18 protein-coding genes and 1 riboswitch are annotated in these 21150 nt (G+C 55.3%); of the genes, 11 read left to right on the top strand and 7 right to left on the bottom strand.

The features are described from left to right. Positions 1-130: 130 nt before the first annotated feature. Positions 131-2554 carry a glycerol-3-phosphate 1-O-acyltransferase PlsB gene (gene plsB / locus PGR29_RS24360; protein WP_213317906.1) on the top strand — a complete coding sequence of 808 codons (2424 nt, stop codon included), beginning with the start codon at positions 131-133 and terminating at the stop codon, positions 2552-2554. A gap of 51 nt (positions 2555-2605) precedes the next feature. Here the strand turns inward: plsB and ubiA are convergent, their stop codons facing one another. The 5 genes from ubiA to malK form a co-directional block, all read right to left on the bottom strand. Next, positions 2606-3475: a 4-hydroxybenzoate octaprenyltransferase gene (ubiA, locus tag PGR29_RS24355; protein WP_045396790.1), complete on the bottom strand. Its 870-nt coding sequence runs from the start codon at positions 3473-3475 to the stop codon at positions 2606-2608. Positions 3476-3487: 12 nt separating this feature from the next. Further along, entirely contained in the window at positions 3488-3985 is a 498-nt protein-coding gene (gene ubiC, locus PGR29_RS24350; protein ID WP_087858843.1) for a chorismate lyase, read from the bottom strand. A 188-nt stretch (positions 3986-4173) separates the two neighbouring features. Beyond that, complete coding sequence (malM, locus tag PGR29_RS24345) at positions 4174-5121, bottom strand: maltose operon protein MalM (protein ID WP_087858844.1); 948 nt, start codon at positions 5119-5121, stop codon at positions 4174-4176. Between the two features lie 106 nt (positions 5122-5227). Next, the gene (locus tag PGR29_RS24340; protein WP_015368769.1) at positions 5228-6526 is read right to left on the bottom strand and encodes a maltoporin; all 1299 of its coding nucleotides are present in this window, start codon (positions 6524-6526) and stop codon (positions 5228-5230) included. A gap of 99 nt (positions 6527-6625) precedes the next feature. Then, on the bottom strand, positions 6626-7735 hold the full coding sequence (gene malK / locus PGR29_RS24335) for a maltose/maltodextrin ABC transporter ATP-binding protein MalK (protein ID WP_015368770.1): 1110 nt from the start codon (positions 7733-7735) through the stop codon (positions 6626-6628). 370 nt (positions 7736-8105) lie between these two features. Here malK and malE point away from each other — a divergent pair, with 370 nt between their 5' ends. From malE to malG, 3 genes are all read left to right on the top strand, one after another. Continuing rightward, positions 8106-9296, top strand: a complete 1191-nt coding sequence (gene malE / locus PGR29_RS24330; RefSeq protein ID WP_087858845.1) for a maltose/maltodextrin ABC transporter substrate-binding protein MalE — start codon at positions 8106-8108, stop codon at positions 9294-9296. 129 nt (positions 9297-9425) lie between these two features. Continuing rightward, positions 9426-10970: a maltose ABC transporter permease MalF gene (gene malF / locus PGR29_RS24325; protein WP_015368773.1), complete on the top strand. Its 1545-nt coding sequence runs from the start codon at positions 9426-9428 to the stop codon at positions 10968-10970. Between the two features lie 14 nt (positions 10971-10984). Further along, the gene (gene malG, locus PGR29_RS24320) at positions 10985-11875 is read left to right on the top strand and encodes a maltose ABC transporter permease MalG (RefSeq protein WP_015368774.1); all 891 of its coding nucleotides are present in this window, start codon (positions 10985-10987) and stop codon (positions 11873-11875) included. 193 nt (positions 11876-12068) lie between these two features. On the opposite strand, the gene psiE is transcribed toward malG, so the two are convergent. Then, positions 12069-12479 (bottom strand): phosphate-starvation-inducible protein PsiE, encoded by a 411-nt coding sequence (psiE, locus tag PGR29_RS24315; protein WP_015368775.1) that lies wholly within the window; start codon positions 12477-12479, stop codon positions 12069-12071. 364 nt (positions 12480-12843) lie between these two features. On the opposite strand from psiE, the gene PGR29_RS24310 reads away from it, so the two are divergent. The 5 genes from PGR29_RS24310 to PGR29_RS24290 all read left to right on the top strand — a co-directional run bounded on the left by PGR29_RS24310 (position 12844) and on the right by PGR29_RS24290 (position 16247). Then, on the top strand, positions 12844-14121 hold the full coding sequence (locus PGR29_RS24310) for a serine dehydratase subunit alpha family protein (protein WP_316425518.1): 1278 nt from the start codon (positions 12844-12846) through the stop codon (positions 14119-14121). 83 nt (positions 14122-14204) lie between these two features. Next, complete coding sequence (locus PGR29_RS24305; RefSeq protein ID WP_015368777.1) at positions 14205-14945, top strand: AzlC family ABC transporter permease; 741 nt, start codon at positions 14205-14207, stop codon at positions 14943-14945. Beyond that, a complete protein-coding gene (locus PGR29_RS24300) occupies positions 14938-15258 on the top strand; it encodes an AzlD domain-containing protein (protein WP_015368778.1) in 321 nt (106 codons plus the stop codon). Before PGR29_RS24305 ends, PGR29_RS24300 begins: the two co-directional genes overlap by 8 nt. 20 nt (positions 15259-15278) lie before the next feature. Further along, positions 15279-15659 carry a RidA family protein gene (locus PGR29_RS24295; protein WP_213317904.1) on the top strand — a complete coding sequence of 127 codons (381 nt, stop codon included), beginning with the start codon at positions 15279-15281 and terminating at the stop codon, positions 15657-15659. A 108-nt stretch (positions 15660-15767) separates the two neighbouring features. Continuing rightward, positions 15768-16247 (top strand): acyltransferase, encoded by a 480-nt coding sequence (locus PGR29_RS24290; RefSeq protein WP_113374987.1) that lies wholly within the window; start codon positions 15768-15770, stop codon positions 16245-16247. Between the two features lie 49 nt (positions 16248-16296). On the opposite strand, the gene pgi is transcribed toward PGR29_RS24290, so the two are convergent. Then, the gene (gene pgi / locus PGR29_RS24285) at positions 16297-17946 is read right to left on the bottom strand and encodes a glucose-6-phosphate isomerase (protein ID WP_020079879.1); all 1650 of its coding nucleotides are present in this window, start codon (positions 17944-17946) and stop codon (positions 16297-16299) included. A gap of 340 nt (positions 17947-18286) precedes the next feature. Beyond that, a riboswitch (Lysine riboswitch) is annotated at positions 18287-18520 on the top strand. Between the two features lie 183 nt (positions 18521-18703). Here pgi and lysC point away from each other — a divergent pair. Continuing rightward, a complete protein-coding gene (gene lysC, locus PGR29_RS24280; protein ID WP_087858850.1) occupies positions 18704-20053 on the top strand; it encodes a lysine-sensitive aspartokinase 3 in 1350 nt (449 codons plus the stop codon). Positions 20054-20150: 97 nt separating this feature from the next. Then, positions 20151-21080, top strand: a complete 930-nt coding sequence (gene panS, locus PGR29_RS24275; RefSeq protein ID WP_213794915.1) for a ketopantoate/pantoate/pantothenate transporter PanS — start codon at positions 20151-20153, stop codon at positions 21078-21080. Positions 21081-21150: the final 70 nt, after the last annotated feature.

Here is a 21150-nt window from a genome sequence, read left to right as displayed (position 1 = left end):
CAAAAAGAACCTTTTAATGTAAATGACGTCGCTGAGTGTACGTGTTTGCCGTGTGACAACGGAAATTTTGTACGCTTTCTGTTATTCTTGCCGCGCATTTGCATGATTAACCAGAGGCTTCACATCGTTTATGTCCGGCTGGCAACGAATTTACTATAAATTACTGAATTTACCATTACGGGTGCTGGTAAAAAGCAAGTCTATTCCGGCAGAACCTGCTCAGGAATTAGGGCTCGATACCTCGCGTCCGATAATGTACGTCTTGCCTTATAACTCCAAGGCGGACCTGCTGACCCTGCGCGCCCAGTGCCTGGCGCATGATTTACCCGACCCTTTTGAACCGCTGGAAATCGACGGCACGCTGCTGCCGCGCTACGTTTTCATCCACGGCGGTCCGCGCGTGTTTACCTACTACACGCCGAAAGAAGAGTCCATTAAGCTGTTCCACGACTACCTGGATCTGCACCGTAATCATCCCGACCTCGACGTGCAAATGGTACCGGTGTCGGTCATGTTCGGCCGCGCGCCGGGTCGTGAAAAAGGCGAAGAGAATCCGCCGCTGCGGATGCTTAACGGTATTCAGAAATTCTTCGCCGTCTCCTGGCTTGGCCGCGATAGCTTCGTGCGTTTCTCGCCTTCTGTCTCTCTGCGCCGCATGGCGGATGAGCACGGGACCGATAAAATCATCGCCCAGAAGCTGGCCCGCGTGGCGCGTATGCACTTTGCCCGTCAACGTCTGGCCGCCGTCGGCCCGCGCCTCCCTGCCCGCCAGGATCTGTTCAACAAGCTGCTGGCATCGAAAGCTATCGCCCGCGCGGTAGAAGATGAAGCGCGCAGCAAGAAGATTTCTCACGAGAAGGCCCAGCAGAACGCCATCGCGCTGATGGAAGAGATTGCCGCTAACTTCTCTTATGAAATGATCCGCCTGACTGACCGTATTCTGGGCTTTACCTGGAACCGTCTGTATCAGGGGATTAACGTGCATAACGCCGAGCGCGTACGCCAGCTGGCGCATGACGGCCATGAGATTGTCTATGTGCCCTGTCACCGTAGCCACATGGACTACCTGCTGCTCTCCTATGTGCTTTATCATCAGGGGCTGGTGCCGCCGCATATCGCCGCCGGAATAAACCTCAACTTCTGGCCGGCCGGGCCGATTTTCCGCCGCCTGGGCGCTTTCTTTATTCGCCGTACCTTTAAGGGCAACAAGCTCTACTCCACGGTATTCCGCGAATATCTTGGCGAGCTGTTCAGCCGTGGTTATTCGGTGGAATACTTCGTCGAAGGCGGGCGTTCCCGTACCGGCCGCCTGCTGGATCCAAAAACCGGCACCCTGTCGATGACTATCCAGGCGATGCTGCGCGGCGGTAGCCGCCCCATCACCCTGGTACCGATTTATATCGGCTACGAGCACGTGATGGAAGTCGGTACCTACGCCAAAGAGCTGCGCGGCGCGACAAAAGAAAAAGAGAGCCTGCCGCAGATGATGCGCGGCCTCAGCAAGCTGCGTAATCTCGGCCAGGGCTACGTTAACTTCGGCGAACCGCTGCCGCTGATGACCTACCTCAATCAGCACGTGCCGGAATGGCGCGAAGCCATCGATCCAATCGAAGCCGTCCGCCCTTCCTGGCTGACGCCGACGGTGAATAATATCGCCGCCGATCTGATGGTGCGCATCAACAATGCCGGGGCGGCCAACGCCATGAACCTGTGCTGTACAGCGCTTCTGGCGTCGCGTCAGCGTTCTTTGACCCGTGAGCAGCTGACCCAGCAGTTGGATTGCTACCTCGACCTGCTGCGTAACGTGCCGTACTCCACCGATTCGACCGCGCCGACGGCTTCCGCCAGCGAGCTTATCGACCACGCGCTGCAGATGAACAAGTTCGAAGTCGAGAAAGACACCATCGGCGATATCATCATCCTGCCGCGCGAGCAGGCGGTGCTGATGACCTACTATCGCAACAACATCGCCCATATGCTGGTGATGCCGTCGCTGCTGGCCGCTATCGTGACCCAGCATCGCCGCATCTCCCGTAGCGAAGTGCTGCGTCATGTCGAGATGTTCTATCCGTTCCTGAAAGCCGAGCTGTTCCTGCGCTGGGAAAAAGCAGAACTGGCGGGCGTTATCGATGCGCTGATGGCAGAGATGCAGCGTCAGGGGCTGGTGGTGCTGAATGGCGATGAGATGAGCGTCAATCCGGCGCACTCTCGTTCCCTGCAGCTATTGGCCGCCGGCGCGCGCGAGACGTTACAGCGCTACGCGATCACCTTCTGGCTGTTGAGCGCCAACCCGTCCATCAACCGCAGTACGCTGGAAAAAGAGAGCCGCACCATGGCGCAGCGTCTGTCGGTACTGCACGGTATCAACGCGCCGGAGTTCTTCGATAAGGCGGTGTTCAGTACCCTGGTGCTGACCCTGCGTGACGAAGGCTACATCAGCGATACCGGCGATGCCGAGCCGGCAGAGACCCTGAAGGTCTACCAGATGCTGGCGGATTTGATTACGTCAGATGTACGTTTGACGATTGAGAGCGCCGCTCAGGACGACGCATAATATTGCGGCTTCTGTTCCCCGGCTCGCGGCGCGAGTCGGGGAAAGAAGGATTTACTGCAGGTAACTCATCGCCAGACCGAGAAACAGCACCAGCCCAACGTAGTTATTATTCATAAACGCTTTGAAGCAGTTATCGCGTTCGCGCTTGAAGATAAGCTTCTGCTGCCAGACAAACAATCCTGCCGCAATAAACAGCGACCAGTAGAATTCCCAGTTCAGCCCATTCAGCCAGCCCACCGCGCCCATCAATACCAGCACGGCAACCTGCAGAATACCGATAATCAAACGATCGTTTTCACCGAACAGGATCGCCGTCGACTTAATGCCGATTTTGACATCATCGTCGCGATCGACCATCGCATACTGGGTATCGTAAGCGACCGCCCACAGAATATTAGCGAGGAACATCAGCCAGCAGCTGAGCGGCAGCGCTTCACTCACCGCCGAGAAAGCCATCGGGATCGACCAGCCAAAGGCCGCGCCCAGCACCACCTGCGGCAGATGGGTATAGCGCTTCATAAAAGGATAAACCCAGGCTAGCGCCAGCGCCGCGACCGACAGCAGGATGGTCATGGTATTGAGCGTCAGCACCAGCAGGAAGGAGAGCCCTACCAGCACCGCGAATAATATCCGCGCTTCTTTTTCCGTGACCTCGCCACTTGGTAGCGGGCGACGAGCCGTACGCTTAACGTGACCATCAAATTTACGGTCGGCATAGTCATTCACCACGCAGCCGGCGGCGCGCATCAACCAGACGCCAGCGACAAACACCGCCAGAATCCACAACGGCGGCACCCCGGGTGAAGCCACCCATAACGCCCACAGCGTCGGCCACAGCAGCAATAGCGCGCCGATTGGTTTGTCAGTACGCATCAGGCGGTGAAACGCCAACAGCTTATTCTGCGTCAGACTCCACTCCATTTTCTCTTCCTCTTAATACAATGGCGATGCAGGCAGAAAAAGCTCTGTCAGCAGCAGCGGTTTGCCGCTCAGCCGGAGACGGGAACGTCGCCCCCACAGCTGTGCACTACGACCAATCTCAATAAAATCACGGGTTAACGTCGACGATGTAAACAGATACCGGCCCAGCGGCGTCTGCCCCAGCTGCTGCAGGGCTAATTCCGGGCCGCATAGCGTCGATTCCGGCACGAGGGTACGACCGGCAAGCCAGGGTTCGCCATCGGCGCAAAGAATGATCTCCCGGAGCCAATAACGCGCTTCTTCCGGCAGCAGGGATTCTTCGCCAGCCAGCGCGTCGCGCCCGACGAAACCTTCGTTAATCATGGTCACGGTGACCTTTTTCCCTTGTTGCTCAAAGCGTTTGGTCATTGAGTCTTCCAGCAACAGCCAGTCGCGCAGCGGCGCGTCCAGCTCGGGTATGGCGGCAAAATAGCGCAGCGCACGCAGTTGCGTAAGCGCAGGATGTGGCATGCCTGATTCTCCGGTACAAAACGTGCAGGCATTGTATCGCAGAATAGCGTTTTGAGGGCGGGCAAACGTCAATATACGATCATCCGCGCAACAGGCATGCAACAGTTGCCGCTGCGCGATAAAAAAAAGTGCGTCCAGGCGGACGCACCTAAAGGCTGTGCCTAAACATCAGCATTGTGGGGAGACGGTCACCCCTTGCCTTTTACACTGCTGATAAAGGTGGAACGAGCAGATTTCGAGCCGAGGCGCTCAGCTTCGTTCATCAATTTCAGGGCTTTGTCGATATCGCCTTGTTTCACCGCTTTCTTGATACCGTTGTTGAAGTAGGTTTCGGTATCGTCAAGCATCGGTTCGCTTTTCGCCGCTGGGGCGGCAGCAGCCGGCGCGACAACAGGCGCAGCGGACGGGGCGTTATAGACCGGCGCCGCGGTATTGCCGACGGTCACCGGGCCAGGGCCGGAAGATCCAAACAGCGGGCCCACCAGCACGCTGGAACTCGAAGATGTTTTCACCTTCAGGCTCAAGGTGCCGTCAGTGGTATGTTTAGCGATCGGATCCGGAATGTCCGGCACCGCGTTACCGGTGCCTTTCGCGTAGGCTTTCGCCGGGTCGATTAATTTAGTGGTCTGCTGCAGATCCTGAGGAGTGGTAAACACCAGCACATAAATTTTCTGCTGTCCCAGCGCCGGCGTCAGGCGCATTACTCCTTCCAGGCGGTCGGCGCTCATTACGCCCGGCTCCAGATAGGTAAAATAGCTGCTCGGGAAGAAGGCGGACGGCGTCATGCTCTGATCGAGGATCAGCACGTTTGGCGCGTAGACGCTGGTCTGTTTGTCGACTTCGCTGGTCAGCGTCAGGGTTAACTCGCCGATATTGGCCGGTACGCTATAGGCCACCACCGGCCCGGCGATACCGGGGACATTCAACGTTTGTCCTGCGATCGCCACTTTGGAGGTTTGGGTTTTCGATTGATCGACCGGCGTCCAGGTCAACTGCTGCAGCGAGGAAGCCGGGATTGACGGCGCGGCAGAGGTATTCTGCGGCACGAAATTGACATCAGCAAAACTGACTGCGGGTACGCTGGCCAGCAGGCCGGCGGACAGGCAGAGGGCAACGAGACTTTTCTTCATATTCATTGTTATCACCTCAATTCCTATGGCCGAGCGTTAGCCAGGCAATAGCGCGCTGGGCCGAAAACAGAGGGGCTGCCGCCCCTCTTTACTCATCATGATGCGGATTGCATTACCACCAGATTTCCATCTGGGCGCCGAAGGTCCACTCATCGTTGTCGCCGCGGCTGGAAGTGTTGATGCCGGTACCAGAGGTATCGCGCATGGCAACACCGCTATCGGTGTAACCCCACTTCTCATCCCACTTCGCGTAGGTGGCGAACAGACGAATTGCCGGACGGGACCAGATGCTGTCGCCCGCCTGCCACTGTTGCGCCAGGGTGATTTTGTACTGGTTGTTGCTGTCGCCGGTTTTCTGCGATTTGACGTTGTCGTAGCCGACTTCCAACAGGGTGCTCATGATCGGCGTCCATTTGTACATAGGACGTACGCCGACGGTCCACCATTTGGTACCGTTGTTGTTGTCCAGGTTGACGTCCTGGTACATGGCGACGTACATCATGTCCCAATCGTCCGCCAGAGAGACCGCGCCGTGGTCAAGCACACGCCACATGGAACCATCGTTATTGATGCTGCCGCCTTGCGGTACGCCTTTACCGTTGGAGGTCATGGCGTCGGTCGCGTACTGCAGAACAAATTTGTTGTAGCCTTTCAGGATGCTCTGGGTATGTTCAGCGGTGAACATCCAGCCATCTTTCGATGCATCCGGCTGCAGGTAGTAGTCATCCGGCACGTTGGTGTGACCATAGTCCACGCCCAGCTCCAGCGTACCGCCTGGGTTGGTTTCCATCTGCGCTAAACGCACGTCGAAGACGTCGTTCGGTACCAGATGATCGTAAACGCGTTCGCCAGTCAGCGGATCGCGGTCAGCATAGGTTGCCGAGCCGCCGGATTCAGAAGAACGGGTGGCGGCCAGAGAGAGTTTACCGAAGCCCAGATCGATGTTTTCGATACCGGCGCCTGGACCGGAAATATCCCAGTAGTAGAAGTCGATCATGTGAACGTCATGACGCTGATAGAAGCGCTTACCGGCCCACAGGGTTGATCCCGGCAGCCAGTCGATCAGGTTTTTACCCTGCACGTTAACTTCACGGAAGGCCGGGCTGGTAGATTCCCAGTCGTTCTGCTGCGATACCGAGTAGGCAACGTTGGTATCGAAGTAGAAGCTCTTATCGCCCTCTTTCCACACTTCCTGGCCCAGTTTCAGTTCAGCGTAAGTTTCACATTCGTTACCGAGACGGTATTTACTTTGAGCGCCGGTGGCCTGGAAGCACTGCTGTTCGCCGCCGCTGCCGGTCCAGCCAATACCGGAACGGGCGTAACCGTGGAAATCGACAGCCAGCGCCTGGGCAGACATCACGCCCGCCGCAACGGCTACCGCCAGTGGAAGTTTGCGCAGAGTAATCATCATTCTATCTCCTGAGATCATTGCTTTTCTTTGAACACTTCCCCGTCGGCCGCCGCATCGTTGGCTGCGCGCTGGGTTCGCGTCTTCTTTTAATGGGGAACCTTATACGCCCGGCTCTTTATGCAACCGACGACAAGCGGTGCCATCCTCACGGAATAAATGGCAGCGCTCCGGCGGCAAACCGATGGCGAATGTGGCTCCCTCTTCTACCAACACCACGTCATTCTGGCGGTACACCAGGTTCTGACGGATGGCGGGGATCTGGATATGAATTTGCGTTTCGTGACCAAGCTGTTCGACCACCTGCACTTCGCCCTCGAGGGTGACATCGGCGATGTCGCTCGGCAGCAGGTGTTCAGGGCGGATACCCAAAGACATATTGGCGCCGACCTGAACGTGAGCGCTGTCTACCGGCAGCCAGACCTGCTGGCGGTTCGGTAGTTCGACCTGTACCTGTTCGATGGCGGTCGCGGTGACTTTGACCGGCAGGAAGTTCATCTTCGGCGAACCAATAAAGCCCGCGACAAAGCGGTCTGCCGGATAGTGATAGAGTTCCAGCGGTTTCCCGACCTGCGCGACGCGGCCGGCATCCAGCACCACGATTTTGTCGGCCAGGGTCATGGCTTCCACCTGATCGTGGGTGACGTAAATCATCGTGCGGCCAAGGCGCTTATGCAGACGGGAGATTTCGATACGCATCTGCACGCGCAGTGCGGCATCAAGGTTGGACAGGGGTTCATCAAGCAGGAAAACCCGCGGCTCGGCGACCAGGGTACGGCCAATGGCCACGCGCTGACGCTGGCCGCCGGAGAGCGCTTTCGGCTTACGCTCCAGTAGGTGCGCCAGCTGTAACACTTCGGCGACCTGGGTCACGCGCTGGTTAATCACCTCTTTTTTCGCCCCGGCCAGCTTCAGGCCAAAAGACATGTTTTCGGCAACGGAAAGGTGGGGATAGAGCGCATAAGACTGGAATACCATGCCGATACCGCGCTCGGCGGGCGGCACATCGTTCATTCGGGTATCGCCAATAAACAGATCGCCGCTGGTGACCGTTTCCAGTCCGGCAATCATACGCAGCAGGGTGGATTTGCCGCAGCCCGACGGTCCTACAAACACGACGAACTCCCCATCCTGGATCTCGAGATTGATATCTTTAGATACCACCACGTCGCCCCAGGCTTTCGTTACATTTCGTAGCTGTACGCTCGCCATGCCCTTCTCCCTTCGTTACAACCTGTCACTTAAAGACACATTCAAGATGGGCTGACTATGCGGCATTCATTACGTTGGCAAATCCTCCACCCCCCGGGTTTTTGATGGGGGAGGAGACGGGAGGATGAGAAATTGCCTCTCGCCGCCGGAAGTTCCCGGCAAAGGGTCATTTCGTGATCGAAGCGACAAAAACGGTGGCTTTTTTATGTGCTCCAGGGCCCATTACCGGCATTTCTGCAATGCGGATCACATAAACGGCGGGCGGGGCGTAGACATAGGGAGGATGGAAAGAGGTTGTTAAAAAAGGAAACTCATCAGCGTTAAACCACTCAAGTGTATCCACGAGCACATCACCAAATAGGACGGGTATATGAAAATCAAAACTGGCGCTCGCATCCTCGCGCTGTCTGCATTGACGACGATGATGTTTTCCGCCTCTGCCCTCGCAAAAATTGAAGAAGGTAAGCTGGTTATCTGGATTAACGGCGATAAAGGCTATAACGGCCTCGCTGAAGTGGGTAAAAAGTTCGAAAAAGATACCGGCATTAAAGTTTCCGTAGAACATCCGGATAAGCTGGAAGAGAAGTTTCCGCAGGTTGCGGCGACCGGCGACGGCCCGGATATCATCTTCTGGGCGCATGACCGTTTTGGCGGCTACGCGCAGTCCGGTCTGCTGGCGGAAATCACCCCGGATAAAGCGTTCCAGGACAAACTCTATCCGTTCACCTGGGATGCCGTACGCTACAACGGCAAACTGATCGCTTACCCGGTGGCAGTGGAAGCCCTGTCGCTGATTTATAACAAAGACCTGGTCCCGAACCCGCCGAAAACCTGGGAAGAGATCCCTGCGCTGGATAAAGAGCTGAAGGCGAAAGGTAAGAGCGCGCTGATGTTCAACCTGCAAGAACCGTACTTCACCTGGCCGCTGATTGCCGCCGATGGCGGATACGCGTTTAAGTTTGAAAACGGCAAATACGACGTGAAAAACGTCGGCGTCGATAGCGCCGGGGCAAAAGCCGGTCTGACCTTCCTGGTCGACCTCATCAAGAATAAACACATGAATGCCGACACCGACTACTCCATCGCGGAAGCGGCGTTCAACAAAGGCGAAACCGCGATGACCATCAACGGTCCGTGGGCGTGGTCGAACATAGACAAAGGTAAGGTTAACTACGGCGTTACTCTGCTGCCGACCTTCAAAGGCAAACCGTCTAAACCATTCGTTGGCGTACTGAGCGCCGGGATTAACGCCGCCAGCCCGAATAAAGAACTGGCGAAAGAGTTTCTTGAAAACTACCTGATGACCGATCAGGGCCTGGAATCGGTGAACAACGATAAACCGCTGGGCGCCGTGGCGCTGAAATCCTTCCAGGAGAAGCTGGAAAAAGACCCGCGTATCGCCGCCACCATGGCTAACGCGCAGAAAGGCGAAATCATGCCGAACATTCCGCAGATGTCTGCATTCTGGTATGCCGTCCGTACCGCGGTTATCAACGCCGCAAGCGGCCGTCAGACCGTCGATGCCGCACTGAAGGATGCACAGGGCCGTATCACCAAGTAATACCGTCGCACACGTGCCGGATGGCGGCATAAATGCCTTATCCGGCCTACGCACCCAGTAGGTCTGATAAGCGCAGCGCCATCAGGCACTTTTGTCGACAGATATTTAACGTTGTAGAGGATGATCCCCATGGATGCCGTTAAAAAGAAACACTGGTGGCAAAGCCCGCAACTCACATGGTCTGTGATTGGTTTGCTGTGCCTGCTGGTGGGTTACCTTGTTGTTTTAATGTACGCCCAGGGGGAGTACCTGTTCGCCATCATGACGCTGATTTTAAGCTCAGTTGGCCTGTATATCTTTTCCAATCGCAAGGCCTATGCCTGGCGTTACGTTTATCCGGGTCTCGCCGGGATGGGGCTGTTTGTTCTGTTCCCGCTGATCTGCACCATTGCCATCGCCTTCACCAACTACAGCAGCACCAACCAGCTCACCTTTGAACGCGCCCAACAGGTACTGATGGATCGTTCTTTCCAGGCCGGCAAAGCCTATAACTTCTCACTCTACCCGGCAGGCGATGAGTGGCAGTTGGCGCTGACGGACGGTGAAAGCGGTAAAAATTATCTCTCTGAGGCCTTTAAATTTGGCGGCGAGCAGAAGCTGGCGTTAAAAGAAGCCGATGCCCTGCCGCAAGGCGAACGCGCGAATTTACGCGTAATCACCCAGAACCGCGCCGCGCTGAACCAACTGACCGCCGTGCTGCCGGATGAAAGCAAAGTGATTATGAGTTCACTGCGCCAGTTCTCCGGTACCCAACCGCTGTACGCGCTGGCCAACGACGGCACGCTCACTAACAACCAAAGCGGCGTAAAATATCGCCCTAACGCCGACATCGGCTTTTATCAATCCATCAATGCCGATGGCAGCTGGGGCAATGAGAAGCTGAGCCCGGGTTATACCGTTACCATCGGCTGGGATAACTTCACCCGCGTTTTCCAGGATGAAGGGATCCAGAAACCGTTCTTCGCCATTTTCGTCTGGACCGTGGTGTTCTCGGTGCTGACGGTGATTTTGACCGTCGCCGTGGGAATGGTGCTGGCCTGCCTGGTGCAGTGGGAAGCGTTGAAGGGCAAAGCGATTTACCGCGTGTTGTTGATTCTGCCGTATGCAGTGCCGTCATTTATCTCAATACTGATTTTCAAAGGGCTGTTTAACCAGAGCTTTGGTGAAATCAACATGATGCTGAGCGCGCTGTTCGGCATTAAACCAGCCTGGTTTAGCGACCCAACCACCGCACGCACGATGATCATCATCGTCAACACCTGGCTGGGCTACCCGTACATGATGATTCTGTGCATGGGGCTGCTGAAGGCGATTCCGGACGATCTGTACGAGGCGTCGGCGATGGATGGCGCGGGCCCGTTCCAGAACTTCTTTAAAATTACGCTACCGCTGCTGATCAAACCGCTCACGCCGCTGATGATTGCCAGCTTCGCCTTTAACTTTAACAACTTCGTGCTGATTCAACTGTTAACCAACGGTGGCCCGGACCGTCTCGGCACCACCACGCCGGCCGGTTATACCGACCTGCTGGTGAGCTACACCTATCGTATCGCCTTTGAAGGCGGCGGCGGTCAGGACTTCGGCCTGGCGGCGGCTATCGCCACGCTTATCTTCCTGCTGGTTGGGGCGTTAGCGATTGTGAATCTGAAAGCCACGCGCATGAAGTTTGATTAAGGGAGATAACGACAATGGCTATGGTCCAACCCAAATCGCAGAAGCTACGTTTATTTACCACGCATCTCCTGCTACTGATTTTTATCGCCGCGATTATGTTTCCGCTGCTGATGGTTATCGCTATCTCGCTGCGCGAAGGCAACTTCGCGACCGGCAGTCTGATCCCGGATACCATCTCATGGGAGCACTGGCGTCTGGCATTAGGCTTCAGCGTCGAACACGCCGATGGCCGGGTAACGCCGCCGCCGTTCCCGGTACTGCTTTGGCTGTGGAACTCAATTAAGGTCGCCGGGATTACCGCGATCGGCATCGTCGCCCTCTCCACCACCTGCGCTTACGCTTTCGCCCGTATGCGCTTCCCGGGTAAAGCGACGCTGCTCAAAGGGATGCTGATTTTCCAGATGTTCCCGGCGGTGCTGTCGCTGGTGGCGCTGTATGCGTTGTTCGACCGCCTCGGTCAATATCTGCCTTTCGTCGGCCTCAACACTCACGGCGGGGTGATCTTCGCCTATATGGGCGGTATCGCGCTGCACGTCTGGACAATTAAGGGCTACTTCGAAACTATCGATGGCTCACTGGAAGAAGCGGCCGCGTTGGATGGCGCCACTCCATGGCAGGCTTTCCGCCTGGTGCTGCTGCCGCTGTCGGTACCGATTCTGGCGGTCGTGTTTATTCTGTCGTTCATCGCCGCGATTACCGAAGTGCCGGTGGCCTCGTTGCTGCTACGCGATGTAAACAGCTATACCCTGGCTGTCGGGATGCAGCAGTATCTCAATCCGCAGAACTACCTGTGGGGTGACTTCGCCGCCGCGGCAGTACTGTCGGCGATTCCGATTACCGTCGTCTTCCTGCTGGCTCAGCGCTGGTTGGTTAACGGCCTGACGGCGGGCGGGGTGAAAGGTTAAGTTTCATCATGTTAGTCCCTTGTTTTATCGCCCCAAATTTCAGAGAGGGTGGGATGTGGTACGCGACCCCAACCGGGTACGGCAGCCCACCTCTCCCTGAAAAAGTAGGGCAAATGCCACTGCAATCCTCTACTGGACCCTACATAAATTTCATTTGTGATTGTCGGTCAAGCGGCCCTGGAGGCCGCTTTTTTTATTCCCGTTTCAGACGGTTGGAATTACACAACCACAGGGTAATCACCAGGATAAGGATCGCCGCAGAGTAAATCAGCACCGCCATCGGCGACTCATGGTCGACGATAATAAGCCGCACAATCGCGGTAATACCGATATAGACGAAATAACGCAGCGGGAAGTGAAAACCGGACTCAAAGTATTTCACAATCAGCGCGATAAACTCGAAGTAGAGAAAATAGACCACCAGCCCTTCAACCAGCTTGTACTTACTCACCGGCTCCGGCGTAAACAGCACGTGCGCCAGATGCAGGGTCTCCTTTCCCAGGAACACCACCAGAATAATTCCCAGACACAGCAGCGCCAGGTTCAGCACGGCCTGCATGGCCTTCGCAACAAAATTAACCAGCGGACGATATACCGACGGCATAGTGACACCTCAAATGCATGAACGTTGTTGATCTGTATAGCGCAAAAATGTGATCCAGATCTACTTCGCTTTGCGAGCAGCATCGGTCCTTCAACGCGGTAAATGCAACTAAGAGAAAATTTTACTTCCCGCAACGCTGTGAGCAAGTTAACCAAATCATCCGTTACGCTTAGGACACAACCAAATAACCAACTGAAATTTAAAACATTTACCATTTGAAACAGTTATATCTTAAAATCTGCCACAAGATAAAATTTTTCTCTAATCCGCATTATTTATATGGCTATTAGGGTAAGATTTTTCTCATCCTTTGTCTTAGCATTATCGCAGTTGAATAAAATTTAATTTTGGACATTAAATCATTATGGACTCCGATAACGCTTCCCTGTACGTAAAATGGCTCAAACAAGAAGTTGCCCCGGCTTTAGGTTGTACTGAACCTGTCGCTATTTCCTTCGCTGCCGCCTACGCCGCACAATATTTAGAAAACCCTTGTACTAACATTAGCGGTTTTATTTCCGCCAATCTCTATAAAAACGCGATGGGCGTCACTATTCCCGGCACCACCGTTTGCGGTGTAGCGCTGGCCGCCGCAATTGGCGCATTTGGCGGCAACCCGCAAAAGGGATTAAAAACGCTGGAAGATATCACCCCGCTACACGTCGAAATGGCGCAGAAACTGATCGCCAATCATGCCGTTGATATTGCCGTCGAAGAGACCCCGGACTTTATTCATCTGGATCTAACTCTCTCAGATCACGAGAATACCTGCCGCGTCGTGGTGAAAGGAACCCACACCAACGTGGTCGAGCTTTATATTAATGGCCAGCCGCAGCCACTAAGCGAAAAACAGAATGCGCGCGCCCGGCACGAAACGCTGCCCACTTTTTCGCTACAGCAGGCTTACGAATTTATTAATAGCGCCGACTTTAATGATATTCGCTTTATTCTTGAAGCCGCGCGCTTAAACTCCGCGCTGGCGGCAGAAGGCAAAACCAAAAAATATGGCCTGAACATTAACGGTACCTTTTCTGACGCCGTGAAAAACGGCCTGATGAGCAACGATCTGTTAAGCAAGGTGATCATCAACACCGTCGCCGCTTCAGATGCCCGCATGGGCGGCGCGCCGGTAGTCGCAATGTCTAACTTCGGTTCGGGCAATCAGGGCATTACGGCAACCATGCCGGTAGTGGTGGTTGCAGAGCATCTCGGCGTCGATGAAGAGACCCTGGCGCGCGCTTTGTCTCTATCTCATCTCACCGCCATCTCAATTCATTCTCGTTATACGCGCTTATCTGCGCTATGCGCGGCCTCAACCGCCGCCATGGGCGCAGCTGCCGGGATGGCCTGGCTGTTTACCCGCGATATCAACACCATTAATACCGCGATTATTAATATGGTCAGCGATATTACCGGCATGATTTGTGATGGCGCCTCTAATAGCTGTGCGATGAAAGTCTCGTCCGTGGTATCCAGCGCGTTTAAGGCGGTACTGATGGCGATGCAAAATAGCTGCGCTGGCGCCAATGATGGTATTGTCTGCGCCGATGTCGAGCAGACTATTAATAACCTGTGCCGCCTGGTGATTAAACCAATGACCCTCACCGATAAAGAAATTATTAGCATTATGGTCGCTAAATAATAATATTTAACGGGCCTGAATATTCAGGCCCTGATTAACCTACCCTACCCACATTATTATTTATAAATTAGCAGGTATAGCAGATGAATAAAAAAGTCATCTTCCGTGGCGCCAGCGCCATTATGCCGCTGTGCATCGGCGACTTTCCATTTTCATTTATTGTCGGCGCATTAAGCGTCAGCGCAGGCATGAGCGTCTGGCAGAGTACGGCGTGGTCGGCGATTGTTATTGCCGGTTCGGCGCAAATGCTGGCATTAAATATGCTTAAAACCGGCGCTACGCTCGGGGTTATTATATTCACCACATTAATAATTAACCTACGTCACGTACTGTACAGCGCCTCTATTTCCGGTACCGTCCGTGAAGCATCGTTCTTTAAAAAATGCTTTATGTCCTACGCGCTGACCGATGAAGTGTACGCCACCACCGTCAAAGAGATGGAAGGCAATAAGCAGGATAAGTATCTGTTTTATGGCTCGGCGATGATCACCTTCTGGGCGATTTGGGTACTGGCCGATTTCCTCGGCGCGCTGGTCGGCGCTTCCTTTCCGAATATTGAAAAGTATGGTCTGGATTTCGCCATGGTCGCCGCCTTTATCGCCATCGTGGTGCCGCAAATAAAAAGCCAGGCCTGTACCGTCGCCGCCGTGGTGGCCGCCGTCTCCGGCGTGCTGTTGGTCATCCTGCCCTACTCCCTGGGTATTGTCGTCGCCTCAGTACTTGGCGTGCTCGCCGGGCTGTGCGTCGACCTGGCTGAAGAACGTAAACAGGCAGCGATTGCCGAATCCGACATGCCGCTCGTGGAGGCGCTGGAACATGAATAATAGCTACTTTATCGCCCTGACTTTGGGTATGGCCGCCGTGACCTTCCTGATCCGATTTTCGTTTATCGGCCTGGCCGGAAAAATCCAGATGTCCGAACGGGTGACGAAAACGCTGCGCTTCGTCCCGGTCACCGTCCTGCCGGCCATTATCACCATTCAGATCCTGAGCGTGAATTCCAGCATGGAGTTTGACTTAAAGAATCCGAAGGTGATTGCCGCCATTATCTGCACGCTCGCCAGCTTCCGTTTAGGCCTGGTATGGGTGGTAGTGAGCGGCGTCGGCTCGCTGGTGCTGTTGAATTATTTTATGTAACCGTTTGAAGGATAAACCGTATGATTATTACCACCGCTGACGCGCCTACCGCTATTGGCCCGTACGTGCAGGGCGTCAATCTCGGCTCGATGACCATCACCTCCGGTCAGCTACCGATTAATCCGCTGGACGGCACCATGCCCAGCGATATCGCCGAACAGGCGCGGCAATCGCTGGAAAATGTGAAAGCCATCGTTGAAGCTGCCGGACTCTCGGTGGGGCAGATTGTTAAAACCACGGTGTTTGTCAAAGACCTGCAGGATTTTGCCGCCATCAACGCCGCTTATGAGGCCTTCTTTACCGAGCATCAGGCCGCCTTCCCGGCGCGTTCCTGCGTGGAGGTCGCAAGACTGCCGAAAGACGCCGGCGTCGAAATCGAAGCCATCGCCTTCGCTCGTTAATCACCCGGCTGGGGGGAAACCTCCAGCCTCCTTCCCCACCGTTTTTCGCCGTTCCTCATTGCTCATTTTGCAGGCACTATACGATGAGATCCGAACGAGGAATGCAGCATGTCGAATGAGCCAAATATTCCCCCTTTTACGCTTCGCGATACCGGCGTTCGCAACGTCATCTGCGGCGAAAACGTGGTCATATACCAGCCCGCCAACCTCTATGGTTGCCAGCTAGGCGATAACGTCTTCGTCGGGCCGTTCGTCGAGATTCAGGGGCATACGCGCATCGGCGCGGACAGCAAAATCCAGTCCCACAGTTTTATCTGCGAGTACGTCACCATCGGCCAACGTTGTTTTATCGGCCACGGCGTGATGTTCGCCAACGACATGTTCCGCGATGGCAAACCGAATGCCGACCGCGACAGTTGGGGGCGCATTGAAATCGGCAATGACGTGTCTATCGGCAGCGGCGCCACCATTCTGGCGGTGAGTATCTGCGATGGCGTGGTCATCGGCGCCGGGAGCGTGGTGACAAAATCCATCACCGAGAAAGGCGTTTGGGCGGGCAACCCGGCGAGGCTGCTGCGGCGGCTATAAATAAAAATGCCGACCTGAGGGTCGGCATTCAGGCTTAATTGCGCAGCGCTTATGCGCGCCAGGCTTTATAGCGGTTAATCAGACCGTTGGTAGAGCTGTCGTGGCTGCTAACGTCCGCGCCATCTTTCAGTTCCGGCAGGATGCGGTTAGCCAGCTGTTTACCCAGCTCAACGCCCCACTGATCGAAGGTGAAGATGTTGAGGATCGCGCCCTGGGTGAAGATTTTGTGCTCATACAGCGCAATCAATGCGCCCAGGCTGAACGGGGTGATCTCACGCAGCAGGATGGAGTTGGTCGGACGGTTGCCTTCGAACACTTTGAACGGCACCACGTGCTCAAGCTGAGCCGGGTCTTTACCCTGATCGCGATATTCCTGCTCAACCACTTCGCGGGATTTACCAAAGGCCAGCGCTTCGGTCTGGGCGAAGAAGTTAGACAGCAGTTTCTGATGGTGGTCAGACAGCGGGTTATGGGTGATAGCCGGGGCGATGAAATCGCACGGTACCATTTTGGTGCCCTGGTGGATCAGCTGGTAGAACGCGTGCTGGCCGTTAGTCCCCGGCTCGCCCCAGATGATTGGGCCAGTCTGGTAATCCACAACGTTGCCGTTACGGTCAACGTACTTACCGTTGGATTCCATGTTGCCCTGCTGGAAGTAAGCGGCAAAGCGGTGCATGTACTGATCGTACGGCAGAATCGCTTCGGTTTCGGCGCCGAAGAAATTGTTGTACCAGATGCCAATCAGCGCCAGCAGTACCGGCAGGTTTTTCTCAGCCGGGGTGGTGGAGAAGTGTTTGTCCATGGCGTGGGCGCCGGACAGCAGCTGAACGAAGTTGTCGAAGCCGACGGACAGAATGATAGACAGACCGATGGCGGACCACAGGGAGTAACGACCGCCAACCCAGTCCCAGAACTCAAACATGTTAGCCGTATCGATACCGAACTCGCCAACCGCTTTACCGTTGGTGGAGAGCGCCGCGAAGTGTTTCGCCACGTGTTTCTCGTCGCCCGCGGTCGCCAGGAACCAGTCACGCGCGCTGTGGGCGTTGGTCATGGTTTCCTGAGTGGTGAAGGTTTTAGAAGCCACCAGGAACAGCGTGGTTTCCGGATTCACCGCTTTCAGCACTTCGGCGATATGAGTGCCGTCAACGTTAGAAACGAAGTGCATGTTGAGATGGTTTTTATACGGGCGCAGCGCTTCGGTCACCATGAACGGGCCGAGGTCTGAACCGCCGATACCGATGTTCACCACGTCGGTGATCGGTTTACCGGTGTAGCCTTTCCAGCTACCGGAGATAATCGCTTCGGAGAAGGCTTTCATCTTCTCCAGCACCGCGTTGACTTCCGGCATGACATCTTTGCCATCAACCACAATCGGCGTATTGCTGCGGTTGCGCAGCGCGACGTGCAGTACTGCGCGGTCTTCGGTACGGTTAATTTTTTCGCCGGAGAACATCGACTTGATAGCGCCGGCCAGATCGGTCTCTTTCGCCAGATCCTGCAGCTTAGACAGCGTCTCTTCAGTGATGCGGTTCTTGGAGAAGTCCACCAGCATCAGATCGTCAAAAGTAGCGGAGAATTTAGAGAAACGATCGCTATCTTTGGCGAAAAGCTCGCTGATAGTGACGTCTTTCATTTCATCGAAGTGTTTCTGTAATGCCTGCCATGCAGCGGTCTGCGTTGGGTTGATATTTTTCATTAGCAATACTCTTCTGATTTGAAAAATGTGACTTCGGTCGATTGTAGCCTCAGCGGCGGAAAATTGTGATGATTTTTGTGTTATGCCGTTGACGGGGGTCAGAAATAGGGTAAAGAGCTCCCATATTATAGCGATCATTAGGCTTTTTTCTGTTATCCGCCGATGCATGAAAAATCCGCATAACCCTGTCGTTGACATACCCGTCCGGAAGCCTTTATATAGCTGAACTGCCTACGGAACCGTAGGTATGTATTGCTCGCGCATTTCACGCTACAGCGAAGAGTATCGTTGGGGGGTATAATGACCAGTCTCTCCCCAGGCATAGTGAAAGACGTCAGTAATTGCCAGAAGAGGTGCGTTGCCCAGGTAACCGTATTGGAGGAACCAGTCCGGGGAAAATACGTGAGGGGGAGCAACGCCGAGGCGCACAGGCATCTGGTTAAGTCTGTCGCCGGCCACAGGGGCTGAATCCCCTGGGTTGTCACCAGAAGCGTTCGCAGTCGGGCGTTTCATACTCGCGAACCGATGCGCGTCATCGACGAACGGGTCTACAAGGTGGAGCACTTCTGGGTGACATCGTAGTTTGTTTATCGCTCTGCGCCCACCCTACTTTTCGCTCTTCCCTTGTGCCATGGCTGAGTTAATTTGGCCTGGCTTATTAAGACATTTTGTAGCGCTCCGGTTATTTCCAGCCCGAACCAGGAGCGGTTGTTCAGGAATCGTTTTAATAAGTCAGGCCCCCTGACACGAGGTTGTTATGACAGATTTAGTTGTTGCTAAGTTCGGCGGCACCAGCGTGGCCGATTTCGACGCGATGAATCGTAGCGTCGACGTCGCGCTGCTGGATGCGAATACCCGCGTAGTGGTGTTATCCGCATCGGCTGGCGTTACCAATATCTTAGTTGCTTTAGCGGCAGGGCTGGAACCCACCGAACGTTTCGCTAAGCTCGATGAAATGCGCCAAATCCAGTTCAATATTCTGGAGCGTTTACGTTATCCCAACGTTATTCGCGAAGAGATCGAGCGTCTGCTGGAAAACATTACTACCCTGGCGGAAGCCGCCTCGCTGGCCAGCTCGGAAGCCTTGACCGATGAACTGGTGAGCCACGGCGAACTGATGTCCACCTTACTGTTCGTTGAGATCCTACGCGAGCGTGGTATTGCGGCGCAGTGGTTCGACGTACGTAAAGTGATGCGCACCAACGATCGTTTCGGCCGCGCCGAACCAGATATCGCCGCGCTGGCGGAACTGACGCAGCAACAACTAACGCCACGGCTGGAAGAAGGCCTGGTGATTACCCAGGGCTTTATCGGCAGTGAAGCCAAAGGCCGCACCACCACCCTTGGCCGCGGCGGCAGCGACTACACCGCCGCGCTGCTCGGCGAAGCCTTAAACGCCAGCCGTGTCGATATCTGGACCGATGTCCCTGGGATCTACACAACCGATCCGCGCGTCGCGCCAGCGGCGAAACGCATCGATGTGATCGCTTTCGCTGAAGCCGCGGAGATGGCCACGTTCGGGGCCAAGGTATTGCATCCGGCCACCCTGCTGCCGGCCGTACGTAGCGATATCCCGGTATTCGTCGGCTCCAGCAAAGAACCTAAAGCCGGCGGCACGATGGTCTGTCATAAAACCGAAAATCCACCGCTGTTCCGCGCGCTGGCGCTGCGTCGTCGTCAAACGCTGCTGACCCTGCACAGCCTGCATATGCTGCACTCCCGCGGCTTCCTTGCAGAAGTGTTCGGTATTCTGGCGCGGCATAATATTTCCGTCGATCTGATCACCACCTCGGAAGTGAGTATTGCGCTGACCATGGACACCACCGGTTCAACCTCCGCTGGCGACACTCTGCTCACCCAGGCGCTGCTGACCGAGCTCTCTTCACTGTGCCGCGTCGAAGTGGAAGAAAATCTGGCGCTGGTCGCCCTGATCGGCAACGAGCTATCGAAAGCCTGCGGCGTCGGTAAAGAGGTGTTTGGCGTACTGGAACCATTCAATATCCGCATGATCTGTTACGGCGCATCCAGCCACAACCTGTGCTTCCTGGTGCCTGGCGACGACGCGGAGAAAGTGGTGCAGAAGCTGCATCATAATTTGTTTGAATAATATTCTTTTGCGCGATAAAAAATACCTATAGCCGGGCTCGAACCCGGCTTTTTTATAACAACACCAACACAACAAACACTGTCGCAAGGAATACACTATGCTCGCCACGCTTACGCGGCTGTTCCCGTTATGGGCGCTGCTGCTCTCCGTATTGGCTTATTACACGCCAACCACTTTTACCCCTATCGGCCCGTGGGTCACCACGCTGCTGATGCTGATTATGTTCGGCATGGGCGTCCATTTGAAGCTGGACGATTTTAAGCGCGTGCTGTCACGACCGGCGCCGGTCGCAGCGGGAATTTTTCTGCATTACCTGGTGATGCCGCTCGCCGCCTGGATACTGGCGCTGCTGTTCCACATGCCGCCAGAGCTCTCCGCCGGGATGGTGCTGGTCGGCAGCGTCGCCAGCGGAACCGCTTCCAACGTCATGATCTATCTGGCGAAAGGTGATGTCGCGCTGTCGGTAACTATCTCTTCCGTTTCTACGCTAGTTGGCGTGGTCGCCACGCCGCTTCTGACGCGCCTGTACGTTGATGCGCACATTCAGGTCGATGTGATGGGTATGCTGCTAAGCATCCTGCAAATCGTGGTGATCCCAATCGGCCTCGGTCTGATTGTTCATCACCTGTTGCCAAAACTGGTGAAGGCGGTGGAACCGTTCCTTCCCGCCTTCTCCATGCTGTGCATTCTGGCGATTATCAGCGCCGTGGTCGCTGGTTCGGCATCGCATATCGCCTCGGTTGGCCTGGTAGTCATCGTGGCGGTCATTCTGCATAACGCCATCGGCCTGCTCGGCGGCTACTGGGGCGGGCGCCTGTTCGGTTTTGATGAATCCACCTGCCGCACTCTGGCTATCGAAGTGGGTATGCAGAACTCTGGCCTCGCCGCGGCCCTTGGGAAAATTTACTTCGGCCCGCTGGCCGCCCTGCCCGGCGCGCTGTTCTCGGTATGGCATAACCTTTCCGGCTCGCTGCTTGCGGGTTACTGGTCCGGTAAGCCGACAACCAAAAAAGGCAACCAGCGCTAATCGGTATACGTCCGGGCCATATGCCCGGACGTGTCTTCCCTCCCCTTGCATTCTCGCAAGGGTAAGCTAT

It is taken from the genome of Klebsiella sp. 141203 (assembly GCF_032601985.1).
In the GTDB taxonomy this organism is placed as follows: Bacteria; Pseudomonadota; Gammaproteobacteria; order Enterobacterales; family Enterobacteriaceae; genus Klebsiella; species Klebsiella aerogenes.
This window is presented reverse-complemented; position numbering and strand designations above follow the sequence as displayed.

Bases quoted from the DNA above. Each gene is read 5' to 3' on its own strand.
- plsB (WP_213317906.1), top strand. From the start codon at position 131: ATGTCCGGCTGGCAACGAATTTACTATAAATTACTGAATTTACCATTA.
- ubiA (WP_045396790.1), bottom strand. From the start codon at position 3,475: ATGGAGTGGAGTCTGACGCAGAATAAGCTGTTGGCGTTTCACCGCCTG.
- ubiC (WP_087858843.1), bottom strand. From the start codon at position 3,985: ATGCCACATCCTGCGCTTACGCAACTGCGTGCGCTGCGCTATTTTGCC.
- malM (WP_087858844.1), bottom strand. From the start codon at position 5,121: ATGAATATGAAGAAAAGTCTCGTTGCCCTCTGCCTGTCCGCCGGCCTG.
- PGR29_RS24340 (WP_015368769.1), bottom strand. From the start codon at position 6,526: ATGATGATTACTCTGCGCAAACTTCCACTGGCGGTAGCCGTTGCGGCG.
- malK (WP_015368770.1), bottom strand. From the start codon at position 7,735: ATGGCGAGCGTACAGCTACGAAATGTAACGAAAGCCTGGGGCGACGTG.
- malE (WP_087858845.1), top strand. From the start codon at position 8,106: ATGAAAATCAAAACTGGCGCTCGCATCCTCGCGCTGTCTGCATTGACG.
- malF (WP_015368773.1), top strand. From the start codon at position 9,426: ATGGATGCCGTTAAAAAGAAACACTGGTGGCAAAGCCCGCAACTCACA.
- malG (WP_015368774.1), top strand. From the start codon at position 10,985: ATGGCTATGGTCCAACCCAAATCGCAGAAGCTACGTTTATTTACCACG.
- psiE (WP_015368775.1), bottom strand. From the start codon at position 12,479: ATGCCGTCGGTATATCGTCCGCTGGTTAATTTTGTTGCGAAGGCCATG.
- PGR29_RS24310 (WP_316425518.1), top strand. From the start codon at position 12,844: ATGGACTCCGATAACGCTTCCCTGTACGTAAAATGGCTCAAACAAGAA.
- PGR29_RS24305 (WP_015368777.1), top strand. From the start codon at position 14,205: ATGAATAAAAAAGTCATCTTCCGTGGCGCCAGCGCCATTATGCCGCTG.
- PGR29_RS24300 (WP_015368778.1), top strand. From the start codon at position 14,938: ATGAATAATAGCTACTTTATCGCCCTGACTTTGGGTATGGCCGCCGTG.
- PGR29_RS24295 (WP_213317904.1), top strand. From the start codon at position 15,279: ATGATTATTACCACCGCTGACGCGCCTACCGCTATTGGCCCGTACGTG.
- PGR29_RS24290 (WP_113374987.1), top strand. From the start codon at position 15,768: ATGTCGAATGAGCCAAATATTCCCCCTTTTACGCTTCGCGATACCGGC.
- pgi (WP_020079879.1), bottom strand. From the start codon at position 17,946: ATGAAAAATATCAACCCAACGCAGACCGCTGCATGGCAGGCATTACAG.
- lysC (WP_087858850.1), top strand. From the start codon at position 18,704: ATGACAGATTTAGTTGTTGCTAAGTTCGGCGGCACCAGCGTGGCCGAT.
- panS (WP_213794915.1), top strand. From the start codon at position 20,151: ATGCTCGCCACGCTTACGCGGCTGTTCCCGTTATGGGCGCTGCTGCTC.